This window comes from Wolbachia endosymbiont of Litomosoides brasiliensis (assembly GCF_013366805.1).
Classification (GTDB): domain Bacteria; phylum Pseudomonadota; class Alphaproteobacteria; order Rickettsiales; family Anaplasmataceae; genus Wolbachia.
In genome coordinates, this window is the sequence record NZ_WQMO01000002.1 from 56,868 (window position 1) to 77,332 (window position 20,465).

Annotated in this window: 10 protein-coding genes and 6 pseudogenes; 10 read left to right on the forward strand and 6 right to left on the reverse strand. The window is 34.6% G+C overall.

What is annotated here, in order from left to right:
* Window positions 1–198 precede the first annotated feature (198 nt).
* Window positions 199–2,820, reverse strand: coding sequence for a pyruvate, phosphate dikinase (gene ppdK / locus GO684_RS00800; protein WP_175938192.1), 2,622 nt, complete (start codon window positions 2,818–2,820; stop codon window positions 199–201).
* A gap of 48 nt (window positions 2,821–2,868) precedes the next feature.
* Window positions 2,869–3,297 carry a protoporphyrinogen oxidase HemJ gene (gene hemJ / locus GO684_RS00805; RefSeq protein ID WP_175938170.1) on the reverse strand — a complete coding sequence of 143 codons (429 nt, stop codon included), beginning with the start codon at window positions 3,295–3,297 and terminating at the stop codon, window positions 2,869–2,871.
* Between the two features lie 65 nt (window positions 3,298–3,362).
* Here hemJ and pdhA point away from each other — a divergent pair, with 65 nt between their 5' ends.
* Entirely contained in the window at window positions 3,363–4,346 is a 984-nt protein-coding gene (pdhA, locus tag GO684_RS00810) for a pyruvate dehydrogenase (acetyl-transferring) E1 component subunit alpha (RefSeq protein WP_175938171.1), read from the forward strand.
* Between the two features lie 170 nt (window positions 4,347–4,516).
* Here pdhA and GO684_RS05915 read toward each other — a convergent pair.
* Window positions 4,517–5,410, reverse strand: a pseudogene (locus GO684_RS05915) (transposase).
* Window positions 5,411–5,581: 171 nt separating this feature from the next.
* On the opposite strand from GO684_RS05915, the gene GO684_RS00815 reads away from it, so the two are divergent.
* The 4 genes and pseudogenes from GO684_RS00815 to GO684_RS05925 form a co-directional block, all read left to right on the forward strand.
* Window positions 5,582–6,751 (forward strand): RluA family pseudouridine synthase, encoded by a 1,170-nt coding sequence (locus tag GO684_RS00815; protein ID WP_175938172.1) that lies wholly within the window; start codon window positions 5,582–5,584, stop codon window positions 6,749–6,751.
* A gap of 402 nt (window positions 6,752–7,153) precedes the next feature.
* Window positions 7,154–7,477, forward strand: a pseudogene (locus GO684_RS05920) (hypothetical protein); the annotation flags it as partial.
* Window positions 7,478–8,528: 1,051 nt separating this feature from the next.
* Complete coding sequence (gene dnaJ / locus GO684_RS00820) at window positions 8,529–9,653, forward strand: molecular chaperone DnaJ (protein WP_175938173.1); 1,125 nt, start codon at window positions 8,529–8,531, stop codon at window positions 9,651–9,653.
* 1,725 nt (window positions 9,654–11,378) lie between these two features.
* Window positions 11,379–11,561: pseudogene (locus GO684_RS05925) on the forward strand (IS630-like element ISWpi10 family transposase); the annotation flags it as partial.
* Between the two features lie 278 nt (window positions 11,562–11,839).
* Here the strand turns inward: GO684_RS05925 and GO684_RS00830 are convergent.
* A pseudogene (locus GO684_RS00830) lies at window positions 11,840–12,216 on the reverse strand (winged helix-turn-helix domain-containing protein); the annotation flags it as partial.
* Between the two features lie 474 nt (window positions 12,217–12,690).
* Between GO684_RS00830 and GO684_RS00835 the strand changes: the two are divergent.
* The 4 genes and pseudogenes from GO684_RS00835 to GO684_RS05930 all read left to right on the forward strand — a co-directional run bounded on the left by GO684_RS00835 (window position 12,691) and on the right by GO684_RS05930 (window position 18,076).
* The gene (locus GO684_RS00835) at window positions 12,691–13,308 is read left to right on the forward strand and encodes a murein hydrolase activator EnvC family protein (RefSeq protein ID WP_175938176.1); all 618 of its coding nucleotides are present in this window, start codon (window positions 12,691–12,693) and stop codon (window positions 13,306–13,308) included.
* 12 nt (window positions 13,309–13,320) lie between these two features.
* Window positions 13,321–15,918 (forward strand): leucine--tRNA ligase, encoded by a 2,598-nt coding sequence (gene leuS, locus GO684_RS00840; protein ID WP_175938177.1) that lies wholly within the window; start codon window positions 13,321–13,323, stop codon window positions 15,916–15,918.
* Between the two features lie 122 nt (window positions 15,919–16,040).
* Window positions 16,041–17,202, forward strand: a pseudogene (locus tag GO684_RS05015) (phosphoribosylformylglycinamidine synthase); the annotation flags it as partial.
* 658 nt (window positions 17,203–17,860) lie between these two features.
* Entirely contained in the window at window positions 17,861–18,076 is a 216-nt protein-coding gene (locus tag GO684_RS05930) for a hypothetical protein (RefSeq protein WP_410543304.1), read from the forward strand.
* 197 nt (window positions 18,077–18,273) lie between these two features.
* On the opposite strand, the gene GO684_RS05935 is transcribed toward GO684_RS05930, so the two are convergent.
* Window positions 18,274–18,510 (reverse strand): hypothetical protein, encoded by a 237-nt coding sequence (locus tag GO684_RS05935; protein ID WP_410543305.1) that lies wholly within the window; start codon window positions 18,508–18,510, stop codon window positions 18,274–18,276.
* A 234-nt stretch (window positions 18,511–18,744) separates the two neighbouring features.
* Window positions 18,745–19,700, reverse strand: a pseudogene (locus tag GO684_RS00860) (ribonucleotide-diphosphate reductase subunit beta).
* Between the two features lie 132 nt (window positions 19,701–19,832).
* Here GO684_RS00860 and GO684_RS00865 point away from each other — a divergent pair.
* Window positions 19,833–20,198, forward strand: coding sequence for an outer membrane protein assembly factor BamE (locus GO684_RS00865; RefSeq protein ID WP_175938180.1), 366 nt, complete (start codon window positions 19,833–19,835; stop codon window positions 20,196–20,198).
* The last annotated feature ends 267 nt before the right edge of the window (window positions 20,199–20,465 follow it).

Consider the following 20,465-nt stretch of genomic DNA (forward strand, 5'->3'; position numbering starts at 1 on the left):
AACACTAGTAGAAAAAAAACTTTACGGAGTAAACAATACAACAACTAAGCTATTGTAAAACAACTTTATCATTGAAGTAATGAGGCTAGCAAGGTTTGTTAAGTGTTTTTTTTGCACTCCTGGTACCACACTTACTCCTAAATATTGTAATTCGTGCAGTATGTGCTAGAATAGCACCATTTGTTATTGTCTTCCGCTTTACCCAGCACACTTAGATTTCTGTGCTGCCACTAGCTTTGCAATCGGTACTCTATAAGGTGAACATGAGATGTAATCCACCCCTAATTTGATGAGAAATTCTATGGATTTTGGATCTGCTCCGTGCTCTCCACATATACCAAGTTTAAGTTCTTCTCGGGTTTTTTTGCCTTTTTTGATAGCTATTTTAATTAACTCCCCTACCCCTTCGATATCTAGCACCTCAAATGGATCATTTTCAAATATATTGTTTTCTTTGTAAGAATTGAGGAAATTGACTGAATCATCTCTTGAGAGCCCCATAGTTGTTTGCGTTAAATCATTAGTGCCAAAACTAAAAAATTCTGCGTGTTTTGCTAACTTATCAGCAATCAGTACTGCCCGCGGTAGCTCTATCATCGTTCCAACTGAATAGTTCACATCGAAATTTTCGGCCTCTTTCTTTAATAACTCACATATCAAAATAAATTCTTTCTCGTTCATGATAAAAGGAATCATAATTTCTGGTTTAACCTCTACCTCTTTTTCCTTCTTTAGCTCATCCATGGCACTAAATATTGCTCTAGCTTGCATACTATATATTTCAGGATGAGAAATGGCGAGCCTGCAGCCTCTGTGGCCAAGCATTGGATTTTTTTCTGATAACTGTGCTATTTTGTTTTTTACTGATTCAATTGACTTATTTAGTGATTTAGCGATTTTTTCTATAGTGGACTGATTACTAGGTAAAAACTCATGTAGAGGTGGATCAAGTAAACGTATAGTAACCTCCATGCCCACCATAATGGAAAATATCTCTTTGAAATCGGACTTTTGCATTCCCTCTAACTTGCTTAATGCACTTGCTCTTTCAGCTTTGTCGTCGGCTATTATCAATCTTCGAATGAACTCAATCCTGTCGCTAGCAAAAAACATATGCTCCGTACGACATAAACCTATGCCTTCAGCACCAAATTCTTTAGCAATTTTTGCATCTTTTGGAGTATCAGCATTCGCCCTCACTTTAATTGTTTTAGTTTCATCTATCCAGTTAATTATCGTCTTGAACTCTTGCGATAACTCAGGTAAAATTGTGGGAAGGATGCCAAGCATAACCTCACCTGTTCCTCCATTGATGGTTATTGGTTCACCTTTATCTACTGTTGTATCTCCTACAGAAAAGAAATTTCCTTTTTTATCGATATAAAGTCCATTTACACTGCAAATGCATGGCTTACCCATCCCGCGGGTCACAACTGCAGCATGTGAAGTCATCCCTCCTCGTGCTGTTATTATACCACTTGCAGCGTTTATTCCATTGATATCTTCCGGGCTTGTTTCTGATCTTACTAAAATTACTTTTTTGCCCTGTTCTGCAGCTTTTTCTGCATCATTTGCACTGAAAGCTACATATCCTGAAGCAACGCCTGGAGAAGCTGGTAGTCCCTTCCCTATTACTTTTTGATCGCCCTTAGCTTCAAGGACTGGATGCAACAAATTATCAAAAGTTTTTGGATCAATTTTTAGTATTCCTTCTTCTTTTGTAATCGTTCCTTCGTTCACCATATCAACTATTATGTGAACAGTAGCTTCAGCTGTACGCTTGCCAGACCTAGTTTGTAAAATCCATAACTTGCCACCCTGCACAGTAAATTCAATATCTTGCATGTCTTTATGGTGCGCCTCAAGTTTTTTACATATCTCACATAATTCTTGATAAACGCTTGACATCAGCTTTTCCATGGTGTTTTCTTGCTCCCCATTAATCGGTATAGGAGTATAAACACCAGAAACCACATCTTCACCTTGAGCATTGACCAAAAATTCGCCAAAACATTTTTTTTCTCCAGTTGAAGGATTACGTGTAAATATTACACCAGTTGCTGAATTATTATTCAGATTACCAAAAACCATTGCTTGTATATTAACTGCAGTTCCAAGGTCTTCAGGAATATTATGTATTTTTCTATAGGAAACAGCTCTATCATTTTGCCAAGAAGCGAATACTGCATTCACTGAGCTTAGCAGCTGCTCTTCAACGTTCTGCGGAAAATGCTTCTCTGTTTTTCTATGTACTATCTTTTTGAAATCATGAACAATCCTCTTTAAGACATCAACATTAAGATCAGCTAAACTTTTTGCTCCATTTTTTTGTTGTTCTTTATCAATAACGCTTTGAAATAAATGGTGGTCGAGTTCCAACACAACATTGGAATACATCATGATAAAACGACAGTAGCTATCGTAAGCAAAACGTTCTCCACTTCTTCTTGCAAGACCAATAACAGTTGTATCGTTTAAGCCAGCGTTTAAAATTGTATCGAGCATACCTGGCATTGAATTAACACTACCGGAACGTATTGAAACTAACAAGGGATTATTTGAATCTCCGAATTTACAACCGATATCATTTTCGAGCATTGCCATATATTCTCTGATTACGCTACATAAGTTAGCAGATAGTCCATTACTTTGGTAATAATTTTTATAAGCAGAAGTAGAAATTGTAAAACCAGGTGGAACGGGAATGCCAAGGTTGCACATTTCTGCTAAATTTGCTCCCTTTCCTCCCAGCAGATTTTTCATTTCTGCATTGCCTTCACACTTGTTCTGACTAAAGTAGTATATTAACTTTTCTTTCATTGTTTCTGGCTTTTTCTTGACAAACATATTTTATAAAAACAGTATCTGTTAAAAAGGTTTCACAACAACCATAATAACTATGATTATTATCAACACCGTGACCATCTCATTCAAAACGCGAAAATAAACGTGAGTTTTTTCATTTGAACCTATTACAAACTTCTTCCTGTGCATTGCAAGTAGCTTGTGAACACCAAACATAAAAAATAATGCCAGTGCTTTTATATGAAACCACCCTTCATGATACGCTTCCCTAATAATCATTAATATGACTCCAAAGCTGAGTGAAAAAAGCATTGCAGGGTTTATAATATACCTTAAAAGTCTCCTTTCCATTGTTTGAAGTAAGCTATCACTTTCCGATCCTGGCTTTACAGTTACGTGATAAACGTATAGCCTAGGCAAATAAAGCATACCTGCCATCCATGCAATGATGAAAATAATATGAAAAGCCTCGAGCCAGCGATAATAATCCATGTAGATATTGTTACAAGGTGTGAAAATTTCTGATATTATCTTAGTTTAATGAAAAAGAAATCAAGATGAAAGCAGAAAATTTCACTAAAGAGCGGGTAATTGAATTTTACAAGAAAATGCTACTCATACGCAGATTTGAGGAAAAGGCAGGGCAATTATATGGAATAGGACTAATAGGTGGATTTTGTCATCTATCAATAGGACAGGAGGCAGTTGCAGTTGGAACTTATGCTGCATCAAGACCTGGTGATGCTTTTGTCACAAGTTATAGGGACCATGGTTTAATGCTTGCATGTGATTCCAATCCAGATGTTGTGATGGCAGAGCTAACTGGCAAAGAAACAGGGTGTTCAAAAGGCAAAGGTGGCTCAATGCATATATTTGATGTCAAAAAGCAATTCTTTGGTGGGCATGGAATAGTTGGTGCACAAGTTCCAATTGGCACGGGAATAGCATTTGCTAATAGATACAAGAAAAAAGATAACGTAGTGTTCACGTATTTTGGTGACGGTGCGGCAAGTCAAGGGCAAGTGTATGAGTCGTTTAATATGGCATCTTTGTGGAAGTTGCCTGTAGTTTATATCATAGAAAATAACGAGTACGCGATGGGAACCTCCGTGCAAAGATCAACTTTAGTAACCGAGCTATATAAGAGAGGGGAAAGCTTTGGTATTCTTGGAAAGCAAGTTAATGGAATGGATTTCTTTCCTGTTTATGTAGCCACAAGCGAAGCAGCTGAGCACGCACGTAGCGGAAAAGGACCTATTTTACTTGAAATGAAGACATATCGATACCGCGGCCATTCGATGTCAGATCCTGCTACTTATCGTTCGAAAGAAGAAGTTGAAGATATGAAGCAAAATCATGACCCTATAAGCACTTTAAAGAAGTGCATAATAGATAATAAAATTGCTTCAGAGGAAGAATGTAAAGCAATTGATAAGGAAGTGCGTAACTTAGTGAAAAAGTCAGAAGATTTTTCTAAAAATAGTAAAGAGCCAAACATTGATGAGCTATATACTGACGTTTATAAATCTGCCAAACGTTAACTGAAGCTAATTATTTATCTTCCCTGTACAGATTGAACAACAAAAAAAACTTAACGTACCTGATGCATCATGTTTAATTTTTTGCACGTGTGTACCTCACGTCTTTTATATTGTTGTCCACATTATCAACTAGTGCTATAAACCGTACTTGCTGATACCAATTCTCATTGTTAGTAGGTCAAACAAGTGACATTGCAGAGCTGTTTAATTGTATAGTGAGTAAAGAGAGATAATAAATTTACACAAAACACTCTCAAACAAAGCAATTGCATTATAGACTTTATTACACAAAATGCTCTGTTAAATTTTTAATTTATACTAACTAGCGCAATTCACAACAAGAAAGGCTTCTCGTGTTCTAAATATTGTAACATCTGTTCAAGAAACATATCCATATAATCAGTGTTGACATTTTATGCAAATAAGCCAGAACTCTTTCCATTTTTAGGATTAACTATACTGTAGAGATGAAAATTTTTCTACCTAATTTCACTTTACCCTGTGTTCTAACGCCCCTTTTAAACTACCCGTGCCAACTTTTAAATGTGTGCTAACCCGCAATTCACTAAAGAAAAATAACTCTTATTCAGGATACTTACCCAATAGTCTCATTCAATTTTTTTGAACTCTCCCTTCCTACCTTTATCTTGTTCATTGTATACGAAAACTCCATTTTTTACATATTACGGTGTGTTGTAGACTTGCTGACATTCAAGCCAAATTTTTCTGGATTCCTATTCCCATTTCTTTAATGGTAATATTAGAATTTTCTTATATCCATACTCCAACTTGTTCAAATTGATTCTAACTTAATCTAGTTTCTCTACAATGTTAGGAGGAGCAAACAATTCTTCTTCTCTTCAAATTTTAGGTACTTTATCCACGCAGTCAGTGCTATTCTTGAAATGCAACATATTTTTGCTACGGCTGTTATACTGTGCTTTTTTGCTGCAATCACAGCACCTGGGTTTTTGTAACATATGCGTTATTTTATATTTTCTTCAGCATTTCTTTTGCTGATTTCACGAGACTTTTTTATCCAATAATTTTGGTTTCAATACCATTTAAACCTCACTATTTTACTTACTTCAGCACGACTTCTTTCCCATTATTGCCTATCCGCTCCTTGCACAGTGGAATTAGAATAATAAAAGATTTTGCAGAGTATATTTTGTGCTATACTTTTATCCATGTCACGCAAATAACTGACGCTGATATTTATTCAGATAAAGTAAATGAAAAATATAAAAATCATATCAGTAGAAGATAACAACGTTAGGCTAGACAGATACATCAGAAGGGTCTTTCCCAATTTAAAGCAATCTACAATTGAGAAGTCTTTAAGGAGGGGATTGATCAAAGTTGATGACCGCAAAGCTCAGTCTAGTGACAGAGTAAACTCTGGACAAATTATAATGATAAAATACTTAGATTATATTGAAAACACTAATTCTGATTACAAACATAATGAAAAATTGGTAGAGCTATTAAGAAGCAACATATTATATGAGGACGAATATATATTAGCCATTAACAAACCTGCAGGAGTAATTGTTCAAGGTGGTATAAAAGTAAAGATTAGTATTAGTGACTTGCTTGATCAAATTAGAGAGGGAGAAACACTTAAAATTGTCCATAGACTAGATAGAGACACAAGTGGAGCAATAATATTTGCACGCAATGTTAATGTTGCCAGATATCTTATGGAAGAATTCAAAGGACGGAGAGTAAAAAAAACTTACTTAGCATTAACCTCTGGCATACCAAGCAAGAATAGAGGAGTAATAGACTACCCATTGATGAAGAAATACGTTTCAGGCCAAGAAAAAGTGGTCATTGACGAAAATTCATCCCAGAATGCCGCTACGCGTTTTTCGATTATAGCAAAATTCAAACTTAACAAACCTTTCGTGCAACGTCCTATCATTCAAGTAGCTAATACACAGCTATACGAACATTGTAATTCGAGTTTGTTAGGAGTGCATTATCCAAGTGGCCTTTCCTCCTGTTATCCCAGTACCTTTTCTTGTCATCTCAGTGCCTTGACACTGAGATCCAGCAAAATTGATTGTAAACAAGCGCACTACACAACATTTTCAACCAAAAAGCTGGACTCTAGCGTCAAACGCTGGAATGAAACCAGATCGGTTGCTTATTTAAAATTACAACCAATCACTGGCAGAACGCATCAGTTGCGCGCACATTTAGCCCATATAAACTGTCCTATTCTTGGTGATGGTAAATATGGTGGTAAAAAAGCTTTTGTCGATGGCATAGTAAGTAAAATCCACCTTCACTCATATTCTTTATCTTTAAAGCTGCCAAATGATAAAAAAATCACTATTACTGCACCTCCCCCTGAGCATATCATAAAATCCATTGAGGTGCTACACACTCTCTTTTAAGTGGCAATGCTAGGAGATTGCAAAGCAGTAATTTAAAAAAAAGCAAAGAAACCCCCTAGTAGCTAGTTATTTACATTTAACTTTCAAACATGGAGTTCCCTTATTCAAACGCTTAATAAGCGCAACTCATGCTAATTCCTATTATATCAGAAACGAATAAACAATAATGGGAAAGAAGCTGTACTGAAGTAAGCAAAATAGCGAGGTTTAAGTGGCGTTAAAATCAAAATTATTAAATGAAAAAGTCTTGTAAAATCAGCAAAAGAAATGCTAAAAAAAGTGTGAAATAACGCATGTGTTACAAAAAAAACTAGCTGCTACAATTGCAGCAAAAAAGCGTAGTCTCAATGCCGTAGAAGAACTAGATTGAATCAGAGTCAATTTAAATAAGTTAAAGTATGAATACAAGAAAACCCTAATATTACCATTAAAGAAATAAGAATAAGAATCCAGAAAAATTTGGCTTGAATATCAGCAAGTCTACAGTACACCATAATATGCAAAAAATGAAGATGTTGTTTGTGCTGATGCGAGGTTCTATAAAAGGTTTAAAGATCACATAGACAATGATATTACATAATGAGTTTCCGTATATTACGCTAAAACCAGTTCGCAATTAACAGGATAAAGGTAGACAGGAAGAGTTTAAAAAAACTTAATGAGACTATTAGCAAGTATCCTAAACAAGAGCTATTTTTCTTTGATGAATCGCGGTTTAGTACACATTAGAAAGTTGAACACTGATGATCTAAAAAGGACGTTAAAACACAGAGTAAATAAAATTTTTACCTCTACAGTGCAGTTAATCCTAAGAATGGAGAGGATTTTAGCTTATTTGCACTGAATGTCAACACTGATTATATGAATATATTTCTTGAACATGAGATTATATACCTGCTACCAATTCACCTGATCAATCCTATTAAGATACTTTAGTTGTATATAAACAGAACATTTGCGTAATAAAGTCTATAATAAAATTGCTTTGCTTGAGAGCGCTTTGTGCAAATTTATTACCTCTCTCTCTGCAATTAAATAACTCTACAATGTCACTTATTTGAGCTATTAATAATGATATTAATGTTAGCTTCCTTTTCTAGAATTGTTTTATTTTCTAGTTCTTACTCTGCTGTTAGTAAATTCATCTCTTTCAATCCTCCTTTCTCTATTACTACTAATTATTTTACGTGAAAGTATAATTATTAAAACAGATAACATAGCCTAAAGTAAAGGCTAGAGGTAGAGGTACATAGAAAATGCAGCAAATATTACAGATGCAAGTAACGCAAGAGTACCTAAAGAACTAGCTACAAGGTAAAATGCGTTAGCTTTGTTAAGTGAATTACCCAATACTTTCTCTCTACAAACAAAATTTTGGCTATATTGTACATAATGCCGTATTTTTACTTGTTACCATGTTAATGATATTACGCTGTGTCACATCACCCACTTTTACAGGCTTAGGCTATAAAATAAGAGAACTTGGTTTAAATTGGTGCTGGCAAAGATTTTTCACTGACTGATTGAAATTTCAATTTTATTCCATAAGTTTACTTCAGTTTTTCTGTTAGTTCTGAACTTAGTAAGTACTTTTATGCAACCACTTGAGACGCATGAAATATGACAAATTTTACTTGTTTAACACAAAGGTTGTGGAAGAATTTGCTTTTGGTATTATTAGTACACTATGTTCTTGTCTACATAGGAAACAGAGGCCACACTTGAAATTGATGTATGCAATACCTATCTTTAAAAGTTAAATACTGAACCGTTATATATGAGTAAAAAAGACTACTATGAGCTGCTGGGAGTAGGTAGAAATGCTAGTATTGATGAAATAAAAAAAGCATATAAGAAATTAGCGTTAAAGTATCATCCGGATAGGAATCCGGGCAACAAAGAAGCAGAGGAAAAATTTAAAGAAATAACAGCTGCGTATGAAGTTCTGTCTGATTCTGAGAAAAGAGCAGGCTATGATCGTTATGGTCGCGAAGGTGCTTCTGGTGGGTTTGATTTCAGCCAAGGTTTTGGCCCTGCAGGAGATTTTAGTGACATATTCAATGACTTCTTTGGTGGAGGATTTGGTAGCTCAAATAGATCAAAAGCAAAAAGAAGCACAACAGGAGTACCTGGAGCAGACCTGCGCTATGATCTTGAAATTACCTTAGAAGATGCATTTAAAGGAATACAAGCACCTATACATTACGTCACGAACGTAAAATGTGACACGTGTCAAGGTACGGGTAGTGAAGGAGCAATTAAACCAGCTCAGTGCCATACATGTCAAGGAAGTGGTAAGATTAGAACACAGCAGGGCTTTTTTACAATCGAAAGAACATGTACTACATGTTATGGAGAAGGAGAAATAGTACAGAATAAATGTAAGAAATGCGGTGGAAGTGGACGCAGAAGAGATGGAGTAAATATATCAGTTTCAATTCCAAGGGGCATAGAAGAAGGCGCTAAGGTAAGGGTAAGCGGTAAAGGAGAAGCTGGAGTAAGAGATGGAAAAAATGGCGATTTATACGTATATGTTAAAATTACTCCACATAAAATTTTTACCAGGAATAAAGCGGATTTACATTGTAAAGTTCCTATAAGAATGACATTAGCAGTGCTTGGTGGTGAAATTGATGTTCAGTCTATTGATGGAGCTAAAATAAAAGTAAAAGTTCCAGAAGGTACTCAGACTAGTACTAAATTACGTTGTAAGGAAAAGGGTATGCCTTATATGAACTCGCATACTCGTGGTGATTTGTATGTACAGGTAATAGTTGAGACTTTAAATCCAAATAATTTAACTAAAAAGCAAATTGAGCTATTAAAAGCACTTGAAGAAGAGGAAAATGCAAGTATACAACAGCAATCTGAAGGGTTTTTTAGCAAAGTAAAAAAAAAATAAGAAATTTGCTAAATGATGTTAAAAGTAGCTAATTATTATTGGCTTCTTTAAAGTTATCCTTTATTACCTAATGTTTGGTGTACAACTGTACGAGCATTGTAATTTAAAAAGAGGGAGAATGGGACTAAAAAACTACTTAACAAACTCTGTTCCCCTTATTACGGATAGTAAGGGTATTCAGTCATCTTCAATCTGCGCAGACTAAAACAATGGGGTATCACATTATGTCTTCACAACATTCCTAGGTTTTATCTGTGTAAGCTGAAAAGTGTTTAAGGAAGTAGGACGTTAACCTGCATTGTTAGAGAGTAAATATTATCTAATAAGTGGTTTCTTTTACCTTATTTTCTGCCTAGTAAGTTTCTTAAGCCTTTACAACTAAAGGCTAGTCGTAATAAAAAGCAGCTGAGCTGTGACTATTATTTCAAACATAAAAAATAGGTATTAACCTGTGGTCTTTTTGCCTTTTTCGCCATTTAGTGAATTTCTCAAAACTTATAATTAATACTAATTCTCATTGTTGGTAGGTCAAATAAGTGACATTGTAGAGTTGTTTAATTGCAGAGTGAGAAAGAGCGCTCTCAAGAAAATCAATTATATTATAGACTTTATTATGCAAAATGTTCTGTTTTAAAGTCTCTCAATAAGGGAGAACTCAGGTAAGTATGGTGGTAGCATATAATCTCGATATTTTTAGGTACCTTTAAATTTTTTGGCTGATGCCAACTGGATAATACATGACAAGAAAGGCTTCTTACATTTGTTCAAGAAATATATTTAGTGTTGACATTCAGTGTAAATAAGCTAGAGCTCTCCCCACTTCTAGGATTAACTGCACAATTAGAAGAGGGTTGAAGAATTGTTTAGTAAGGTGTAGTCTATTTTATGTATCGGTAAAGCAACAGAGAAGAAAGTTCTAAATATTAGGGACACTTTAAAAGTAGATTTAAAAGACTTAGAATCGTGCGGTATACTAGCTAAGTGTTTTTTGATTATGCTAAATAATTCTTTTACTACGTGTAGTGTTTACTTAGAATAAATGTATATTGCTAAATTTAGGTAGGCAATTATATTCATTTTATCAATTCTTTTGTTTACTAGTCTTTCTTTACTCAACAATTCAAATAAATTAATAACATGCGTCGTCTTAGTTATAGGAATTGCTTTGGTTACAAATTTAATAATTGAGTTTTATGGCAAGAGAAAAGCTATATATAGCCTAATAACGTGCATAGTATATTGTGTTCTTAAATGGCAAGATTTTAGCTTGATAATATTGACTTCGTGTACTGCAATTTTAGTGTCCCCTTTCTCAAGTGTAATCATTTTTGAAAAATTGAAATCCAAGCTCTGGTTCCATATAACAAATTTCGTTACTTTAATCACAGTATCAGTAATTGATAGTATCGTTGAGTATTTTGGGCTATTTAATATACACTTGGAGACTTAACTCTTAAATTTTCCTACGCATCAATATTAAGTATTTACTTATTTGTAGCAGTACATTTATTTTATCTCTAGCAAAAAGAAGTGTACTAAGCTTTACGTCTAACCTGTTTTTCGACAGTGATCTCACGTTTCTAAAGCTGAGCAGTTCATACTAGCAAGGTGCTAGCTACTGCAAGATTAAATTAGCTATAATAGTCTTACAAACTCAGACATTTTGTTTACTTTGGTGGCAGGGTGTTTCACAGTGAATTCTGAAGTATATTAACTTTATGCATAATATTGCTTAAAATCAGCAAATTGGACGAAAAAGTTGTGGAATTAGCAAAAGAAATACTGAAGAAAATGCAAAATAATGCGTATGTTACAAAAAAAACAAATGCTGTAATTGTAGCAAAAAAGTACAGTATAACAGCTGTAGCAAAAATATGTTATATTTCAGAACAGACATGGATAAAGCACCAAGAAAACCATAATATTACCATTAAAGAAATGAGAATAAGAATCCAGAAGAGGTTTGGCTTGAATGTCAGCAAGTCTACAGCGTACTGTAATGTGCAAAAATGAAGTTCCATATATTACGCCAAGGCCAATCTTGTCATGAATTGCGCTAGTTGGGGTATAAGTTAAAAATTTAACAGAACGTTCTGCGCAATAAAGTCTATAATACAATCGATCTGCAATTAAACAACCCTGCAATGTTACTTATTTGACTTATTAACAATGATAATTTGTATTACCAACAGTCTCATTAAGCTTTTTTTAAATTCTTCTTGTCTACCTTTATCTTGTTCATTGTGAATTAATCTTGGCGTAATAATATCAAAACTTCGTTTTTTACATATTGGTGTACTGTAGACTTGCTGACATTCAAGCCAAACCTCTTCTGGATTCTTATTCTCATTTCTTTAATGGTAATATTATGGTTTTCTTGGTGCTTTATCCATGTCTGTTCTGAAATATAACATATTTTTGCTACAGCTGTTATACTGTACTTTTTTGCTACAATTACAGCATTTGTTTTTTTTGTAACATACGCATTATTTTGCATTTTCTTCAGTATTTTTTTTGCTAATTCCACAACTTTTTCATCCAATAATTTTGATTTCAACGCCACTTAAACTCGCTATTTTACTTACTTCAGCATGGCTTCTTCTCCATCATTATCTATCAGTTTCCTCTACAGCGGGAACTAGTATAACACTTTCTTTAACGTACATCTCTTTGTTACAGCTGGAAATTGAACATTTAACCCTGATTTATGACCTCAATAGAATGCCTTAGCTAATTGATCAGAAGATTGTGAAAAATTCTTTATGCACTCTTCCAAAGATATTGACAATTTTTTTGTTTGTGTAAGTGTAATAGATCATTTAGTGATTAGCAATGCCCAGCGGGATGATTTTGTTGAAGAGTGAATTAGAGCAGGCAAAAAAAACTCAAGCAGTATTGTTTATGTTTTATCTACAAAAAACGGTAAGTTTACTTTTTAGCCCAATCTATAAGGTGTAGCTTAAAATCAGTGAACAAAAAAATCTCATTACCCAAAAAGTATGCTATTTAATATAGTCTGAGCTATCTAAATAAATTTATGTGGCATATAGCCCCGTTCTTTGTGTTATCAGCAATATTAGTAAGCTGTGGCGTACAAAAACCTGTACTTGTGTTACTTAAAGGCGAGGAATTTTATGGAAAGAGAGACCTAGAACGTACAAGGGAATACCATTTAACTAGAGAGGATGTAAATTTTTCGGTGCGAAAAGAAAGTAGAAAAGTTGCTATAAGTGAGGTATATAACAACAACGCGCAAGATATAGCGGTCAACAAGGTAAGTTATAAATTTGTAATGCCAGTAAAAGGTACTATCATTTCAGCTGCCTTTTCTGATGAGGTGTGTAAAGATGGAGTAAAAATCGCTGCCCAACGTGGAACAAACGTGATTGCTTCTGCCCCTGGTGAAGTGATATACGTAGGCAAAGGACTGAGGTGGTATGGAAATTTAATTATAGTGGAACACAAAGATAATTACGTAACTGTATACTCCTACTTAAAGAACATACACATTCAAATTGGTGATAAAGTAAAGCAAGGTCAAGTGATTGGGTCTGCAGGCAAGTCAAGTACACAAGATAAAGGCCCACAGATGTGCTTCACAATACGACATAATGGCCAGGCAGTCGATCCTTTGATGCATATGAACTGCGATTAGATTTGGATTTGTATGAAATACGACTTTAAAAACGTAGAAAAATTTTATCAAGACAGGTGGGATTTTTCTGTTGGCAAAAATAATGAACAAGGAAAATGTTATGTGTTGGAAATGTTTCCATATCCATCTGGTAAAATTCATATGGGACACCTACGCAACTATGTAATAGGAGATGTGATAGCGCGTTACAAGAGAGCTTGTGGGTTTGAGGTTTTACACCCAATTGGTTGGGACGCATTTGGATTACCAGCTGAAAACGCAGCAAGAGATAACGATATTAACCCTGCAGTGTGGACAAAAGAGAATATAGATAATATGCGTAGGCAATTGAGATCTATAGGTCTTTCTTATAATTGGGAACGCGAATTCTCTACATGTGAGCCTGACTATTACAAACACGAACAGAAATTTTTCCTGGATTTTTTAAAGCAAGGACTTGTCTATCGAAAAGAGTCTTGGGTTAACTGGGATCCAATAGACCAGACAGTGCTTGCAAATGAACAAGTAGTCGATGGAAGAGGGTGGAGGTCAGGTGCAATTGTTGAAAAGCGTAAGTTGTCACAATGGTTTTTAAAGATTACTGATTTTGCCGAAGATTTACTTGAGTGCTTGCAAGGCTTAAAGAATTGGCCGGAGAAGGTCAAAACAATGCAAGAGCGCTGGATAGGAAAATCTGAAGGGGTAACTATAGAGTTTGAAATAGTTGGCCTGAATAAGAAATTAAAGGTTTTTACAACTCATCCCCATACTTTATTTGGAGCTTCCTTTTGTGCAGTGGCAGTAGAACATTCCATTGTGCAAGATCTTAAGAGCAAAGAAATACAGAACCTTATCAGTAGCATAAGAACACAGGGGAAAGATAACAAAAAAATAGGAATTTACACCGGACTGAACGTCAAACATCCGTTTCTTGGCAAGGAATTACCGCTTTACGTGGCGAATTTTGTATTGATGGAATATGGAGAAGGAGCGATTTTCGGATGCCCTGCACATGATCAGCGTGATTTTGAATTTGCACAGGAATACGATTTGCCGATTATTCCGGTTATTTTTTCAGCCCATTTGGATGTCATTCCAGCGTATAACAAGGGTTCTCACAACACTGGATTCCAATGCCAAGCTACCAGTATGACATATGATCTGAATGAAGCGTATGCTGGTAATGAAGTAATGCTTAACTCTGAATTCTTAAACGGACTAACGGTTAGTGAGGCAAAAAAAGTAATAGTTAAAAAGCTTGAAGAAAAAGGAATAGGTAAAAAAACAACAAACTATCGTTTGCATGATTGGGGAGTTTCAAGACAGCGTTATTGGGGATGTCCTATACCTATTATATATTGTGAAAATTGTGGTACTGTTCCAGTACCAGAAGAAGATCTTCCTGTAACTCTCCCAACGGATATAGAATTTACAAGTGGCGGCAATCCGCTAGATAAGCATCCAACTTGGAAGTTTGTTAATTGTCCGAAATGTAAAGAGCAAGCAGAGCGTGAAACTGATACGTTCGACACCTTTTTTGAATCTTCGTGGTATTTTGCTGCATTTTGTAGTGAGAATAAATCTATCAATGAGAATGCATGTAATCGTTTTATGCCTGTTGATTATTATATAGGTGGAATAGAGCATGCAATCTTGCATCTGCTTTACTCACGATTTTTCTGCCGTGCTTTGACCAAATGTGGCTATTTTGATATTAAGGAACCTTTCTCTACTTTAATCACTCAGGGAATGGTCTGCCATGTAACTTACAAAGATGAGAATGGTAAATGGCTATTTCCTGAAGAAGCAAAAAGATTGATAGCACAAGGCGCTAAGATCCAAGTTGGAAAGGTCGAGAAGATGAGTAAATCAAAAAAGAATACAGTTGACCCAAATTTTATCATAGAGAAGTACGGTGCTGATACTACTCGCTTGTTTGTATTGTCTGACACCCCTCCAGAGAAAGATATGGAATGGTCTGATGACGGCGTGGAAGGTTGTTCCCGTTATATAAATAAATTATGGCGCATGGTAATGCAACTCAAACCTATTGTCATCCCAAGTCAACCCCCTGTCAACCAAGTAGCTGACACTGGGATCCAGGAAGACATGCTATTACATGCTAGAATGACATCAAATAAAAACGTTACGGGCAACCCTCTAGAATATAGAAAAAAAATACACAAACTCTTGCACGGACTTACAGATGACTTAGAAAACTGCAGATTGAACTGTGCAGTGGCAAAATTCCGTGAGATTACAAACTTAATAGCTGAAATAGATATAAAAAATGGGAAATCTCTCATTGACGAAGGTATATGTATATTAATTAGAGTAATTGAACCGTTTATACCACACCTGGCTGAAAGCTTATGGCGGGAAATAGAAGGCGAAGGTATGCTATATCTGCAACCTTGGCCAAAAGCTGCCAAGTCACTACTGATTGATGATATGGTGACTGTGGCAGTGCAAATTAATGGAAAATTGCGCGCAACAATTGAGGTGGAAATTAACTTACCTCAAGAAGAATTAAAGCAAATAGCAATAAATTCTGTATCTGATAAGATCAATCAAAGCAAAGTTTGCGCTGTATATGTTGTTCCAAATAAGATAGTAAATATAGTTACATAAAAAATCTGAATAGTGCATTAGTTTCTTAACTATATCTTTTTCAATACAAAGGGTATATATTTATACATTGTATATTTTTTCGCATGAGGAGTTATATGAGAATAAAGAGATTATGCGTTTTAGGTATGGCTACATGGGGAATATGGATATCAGAATTGCAAAAGAGAATGACCTTAGCAGTGTCAATGGAAAAGCATGATGTGAGGTCAGCGTAATCGGAGAGTAATAGTACAGGCATGTCAACAATTCTAATCCCTTCCGCCCTCCAATAATAAATATCGAAACTGAGTTTTTGCATAACAGTAACCCTTAAGATGCATTTTAAAACAAAGTTATGGTTCAGAGAGACTACTGCTACTCCAGTGTCACACGCTGGAATAACACTAAACCGAGAAGTTGAAGCAAAAGAAATGCTAAGCAGACCAAACATATACAGCAAAGAGTTCATAGTAATGCAACATAACCATGAAGTTCAAGGATTGTCAGTGTCAAAACCACTGCAGAGTAAGGGAAGAGTGTACAGCAAAACTGTTGTCTTAAGGGCCAATCCTTTCTTCGAGCACAGGCATTATGAAATCTCAAGGATTTAGCTTAAGTTATGGAGAAATCGACACTTATCATATGGCAGCATGTGCAATTGACACTACCATACGTAATATATAGCCGCAGGCCGCATGGGAAAATATAGACCATCTAGCTGTTGCCCGACAATTTTTACTGTGTAATGCTTACAATCTAGAAGGCTGTGGCAACTAAAGAGAGCTGTAAGGGATATAATAAAAATGGCAAAGAAGTGATGATTTCTGTACCACCTTTATTACCCATCTCAGCAGTTGAGATTATAAGAAATATTGAAAATGCAGTATCGCTTGACGTGAAAATGCCGGGAGACTTGATATATATGCTTTTGGTATAACCCACAATGAACTTGGTAGATTTGAATATCAATTATATAGTGGAATAGACGACAACAATATGCCAAAAGTTGATACAAAGAACGCCAGAAAGTATATGAGTGTTTTAACTAGGCAGCAATAAGAGAGAGTATCGTTGCTTCCACAATTGCACCAAAACTTGGGAGGGCTGACTATTGTTTTCGTAAAATCGCTAAATGACATTTTTTGAATTACAAAGTAGAATTCTGTTACTATTGCATCACAAAACCAGAAGAGGTTTGAAGAATTTTTAGGTATAATCTATTCATGTATTGGTAAAGTGACAGAAGAGAAAGTTCTAAATGTTAGAGATATCTTAAAAGTAAAAGACTTAGATCGCATATACTAGTCTAAGTATTTTTTTTTAATTATGCTAAATAATTCTTTTACTATATGCAATGTTTACTTAGAATAAATGTATATTACTATATTTGGGCGGGTAATTATGTCTATTTTATCAATTCTTTTGTTTATTAGCCTTTCTTTACCCAACATTTAAATAAATTAATAATATGTACCGTATAGCCTAATAACATGCACATTATTATGTTGTATTCTTAAACGGCAGGATTTTAGCTTGATGATATTGACTTCATACATTGATAGCACCATTACGTATTTTGAGCTATTATGTAAATTTTCTGCAGACAAGTGCTTATTAATATATATCAGAGGCTTAGCTCTTAAATTTTCCTACGCATCAATATTAAGCATCCGCTTATTTGTAGTAGCATATTTATTTTATCTAGCAAAAAGAAAATATATTAAGCTTCATACCTAACCTGTTTTCTAACAGTAACTTCACGTTTCTGTAGATTTTAACATATGCGTTTTCTTTGTTCTAATACCAATTCCTACTGTACAAGGAACGGATGGACAATGATGGAAAAGAAGCCATACTGAAGCAAGTAAAACAGCAAGGTTTAAATGATATAAAAATCAAAATTATTGTATAAAAAAGTCGTGAAATCAGCAAAAGAAACGCTGAAGAAACTGCAAAATAACGCATGTGTGCAAAGAAACTAAATGCTGTAATTGCAGCAAAAAAGTACAGTATAATAGCTGTAACAAAAATATGTTGCATTTTAAGAACAGCATTGACTACATTAAAGTGCCCAAAATTTGGAAGAGAAGAAAAATTGTTTTCTCCTCTTCAACGTTGTAGAAAAACTAGATTAAATCGGAGCAATTTGAACAAGTTAGATTTAAGCAGGGAGAGTTAAAAAAAAACTTAATGAGACTATTAGTAAGTATCCTGAACAAAAGTTATTTTTCTCTGATGGATCTTGGTTTGCACACATTCGAAAGTTGGACACGGGTGATTTAAAATGGTGTTAAAACATAGATCAAAGTAAAATTAGGCAGGCAGAATTTTTACCTCCACACTATAGTTAATCCCAGAAATGAAGAGAGTTTTAGCTCATCTTGTTATGAATTGTGCTAGTTGATATAAGTCAAAAAATTTAAAGGTACATAAAAATATTGAGATTTTATACTTACCACCATACCCACTAGAGCTCAATCCTATTGAGAGAACATTTTGCGTAATAAAGTCTATAATACAATTTGTTTTCTTGAGGGTGCTTTGTACAAATTTATTACTTTTCCTTTTTACTCCACAACTAAACAACTCTGTAATGTCACTTACTTGACTCACTAATAGGTAAGAATTAGCATTAATGCAAATCTATTAAGATACTTACTATAGCTCCTATTATTACTGCTATTCCCACATCATTAAATAATTTAAACCAAACACCTTACTCCTTTTTATACTTACAATCTTACAGTTTTTTCAGGTTTATCCTATATTATAAAATTCATATAAGTACTTTATATGCTATGAATAATATGTAAGTCAGTTCATTTTATAGAACTGTTAGTTCTCAGCTTAGCACCGTTTACGTAGGTTCCAAGTATAAATGTCAACCAACCAGATTATAGCAGGTAACGCAAAGAGACTAATTAGCGCTCTTTTGTTAGCATCATCTTTAGCAAAAGCTTCCTCCCACGCACCTTGGGCCGCTGCACAGCTATATTCTGTTACTCCATTTTCAAAGAAATTCGTATGTTCAACACCATTTAGTGTTCCATCAAGCCACAGAAGGGAATTGCCATTAATATCATATATGGGCTTCAGCTCAATTGCGTTAATCTCTATTTGCTATATAGCATATGTAATTGCACACCTCTTCTGCAGATAGCCCTTCAACGTTCCTAAGTCAAAGGCAAGCTTTATGAATTTATCTTCAAGTCCAATGACAGTGCGACATGCAGAATATAGTTCCTTTGAACTCATCATTCCAAACTTCATTGTTCTCTTTAATAAATGTATTGAATAAATTAATAATCGAATTAGTGTGCAAGGCTTCGTCATGTGCTGACTAGGCAATTACTTGTCCCATACCTTTCATTTTTCTAAAGCGTTGAAAATTGAGCAAAATTGCAAATGATGCAAACAGTTACAATCCTTTGGTAAAGGCACCGAATACTACCAGGATTTTAGCCACATGTTTTTTATCATGTTTTTTGCTGCCCTCCTCAAATTTTAGCATATATTCACATTTCTTTCTCATAATATCATATTTTAAAAATGCTTGATACTCACTTTCTGGCATGCTAATTATGTCTAAAAGACAAGAATAGGCTGCAATATACATATTTCCGTTGGTTTAAATATATTTGAATAATGCCTCACTTGAAAGTTTAACCTTTCAATCCCTCACATCATCAGCAAGCTGGGCTTTTTCTGGTATCCAATGTATCCTTTTGTTGCTATAACCAAGCATCGTACGCCCAAGGGTAATTAAAAGGTTTATATATTGGATCTACTTCTAACAATAACATAGAACACCTAATTATTTTCTGAAGTAAATATTATATTAAGCGATATAAAAAATCAGTCAATTTAACTTTTACAAAATTTGACGACAAGTAGTTTATTAGTGTATTGTAGCTTTAAGTAATTTATCAACAGAGATGCGAGTACTAACATTTTTTGTTTTGTTGTTCTTAGCAAGCTGTCACACTATTCACAATCATGGAGTTCCAGGCATTAGTATTGAATTGCGCAGCAAGATAAAAGTAGGTGATGATAAAGAAAAAGTAGTTCACACTTTGGGATCACCAACATTGATATCTAAATTCGATAAAAATATTTGGTACTATATCTCATATAAAATTAAACAGGCTAATTTCTTGGGAAAGAGAAAATATAGCAGTAAATCTCTGCGAATCTCATTTGATCAGGGTGACAAAGTTACAAATATAGAAGAAATCGACATTTTAGAGAGGTCTTTGGTTGTTGTTGATTGGAAATTTGCTGACTTTAGAGTTTCTCTGTAAAAAATAAAATTTTACTGTGCTATACTGATGTTATTCCAGCATATAACGCACAACTACACGAACATCAGGTAGCTTATAGAAATGCAAAAAATTGCTTGACAGGTTTTAATAGCTCTCTTAATTACAACATTGGAGCTATTTATCTTCAGTCTATGCAGGTAATAACGACAAAAAACTCAACGCACTTAGCACATTTTGTTTAATTTTTTGCACTGTATGCACTTACCTAACATAAGTTTAAGGTGTGCTTGTTAAAGCATGAGACGG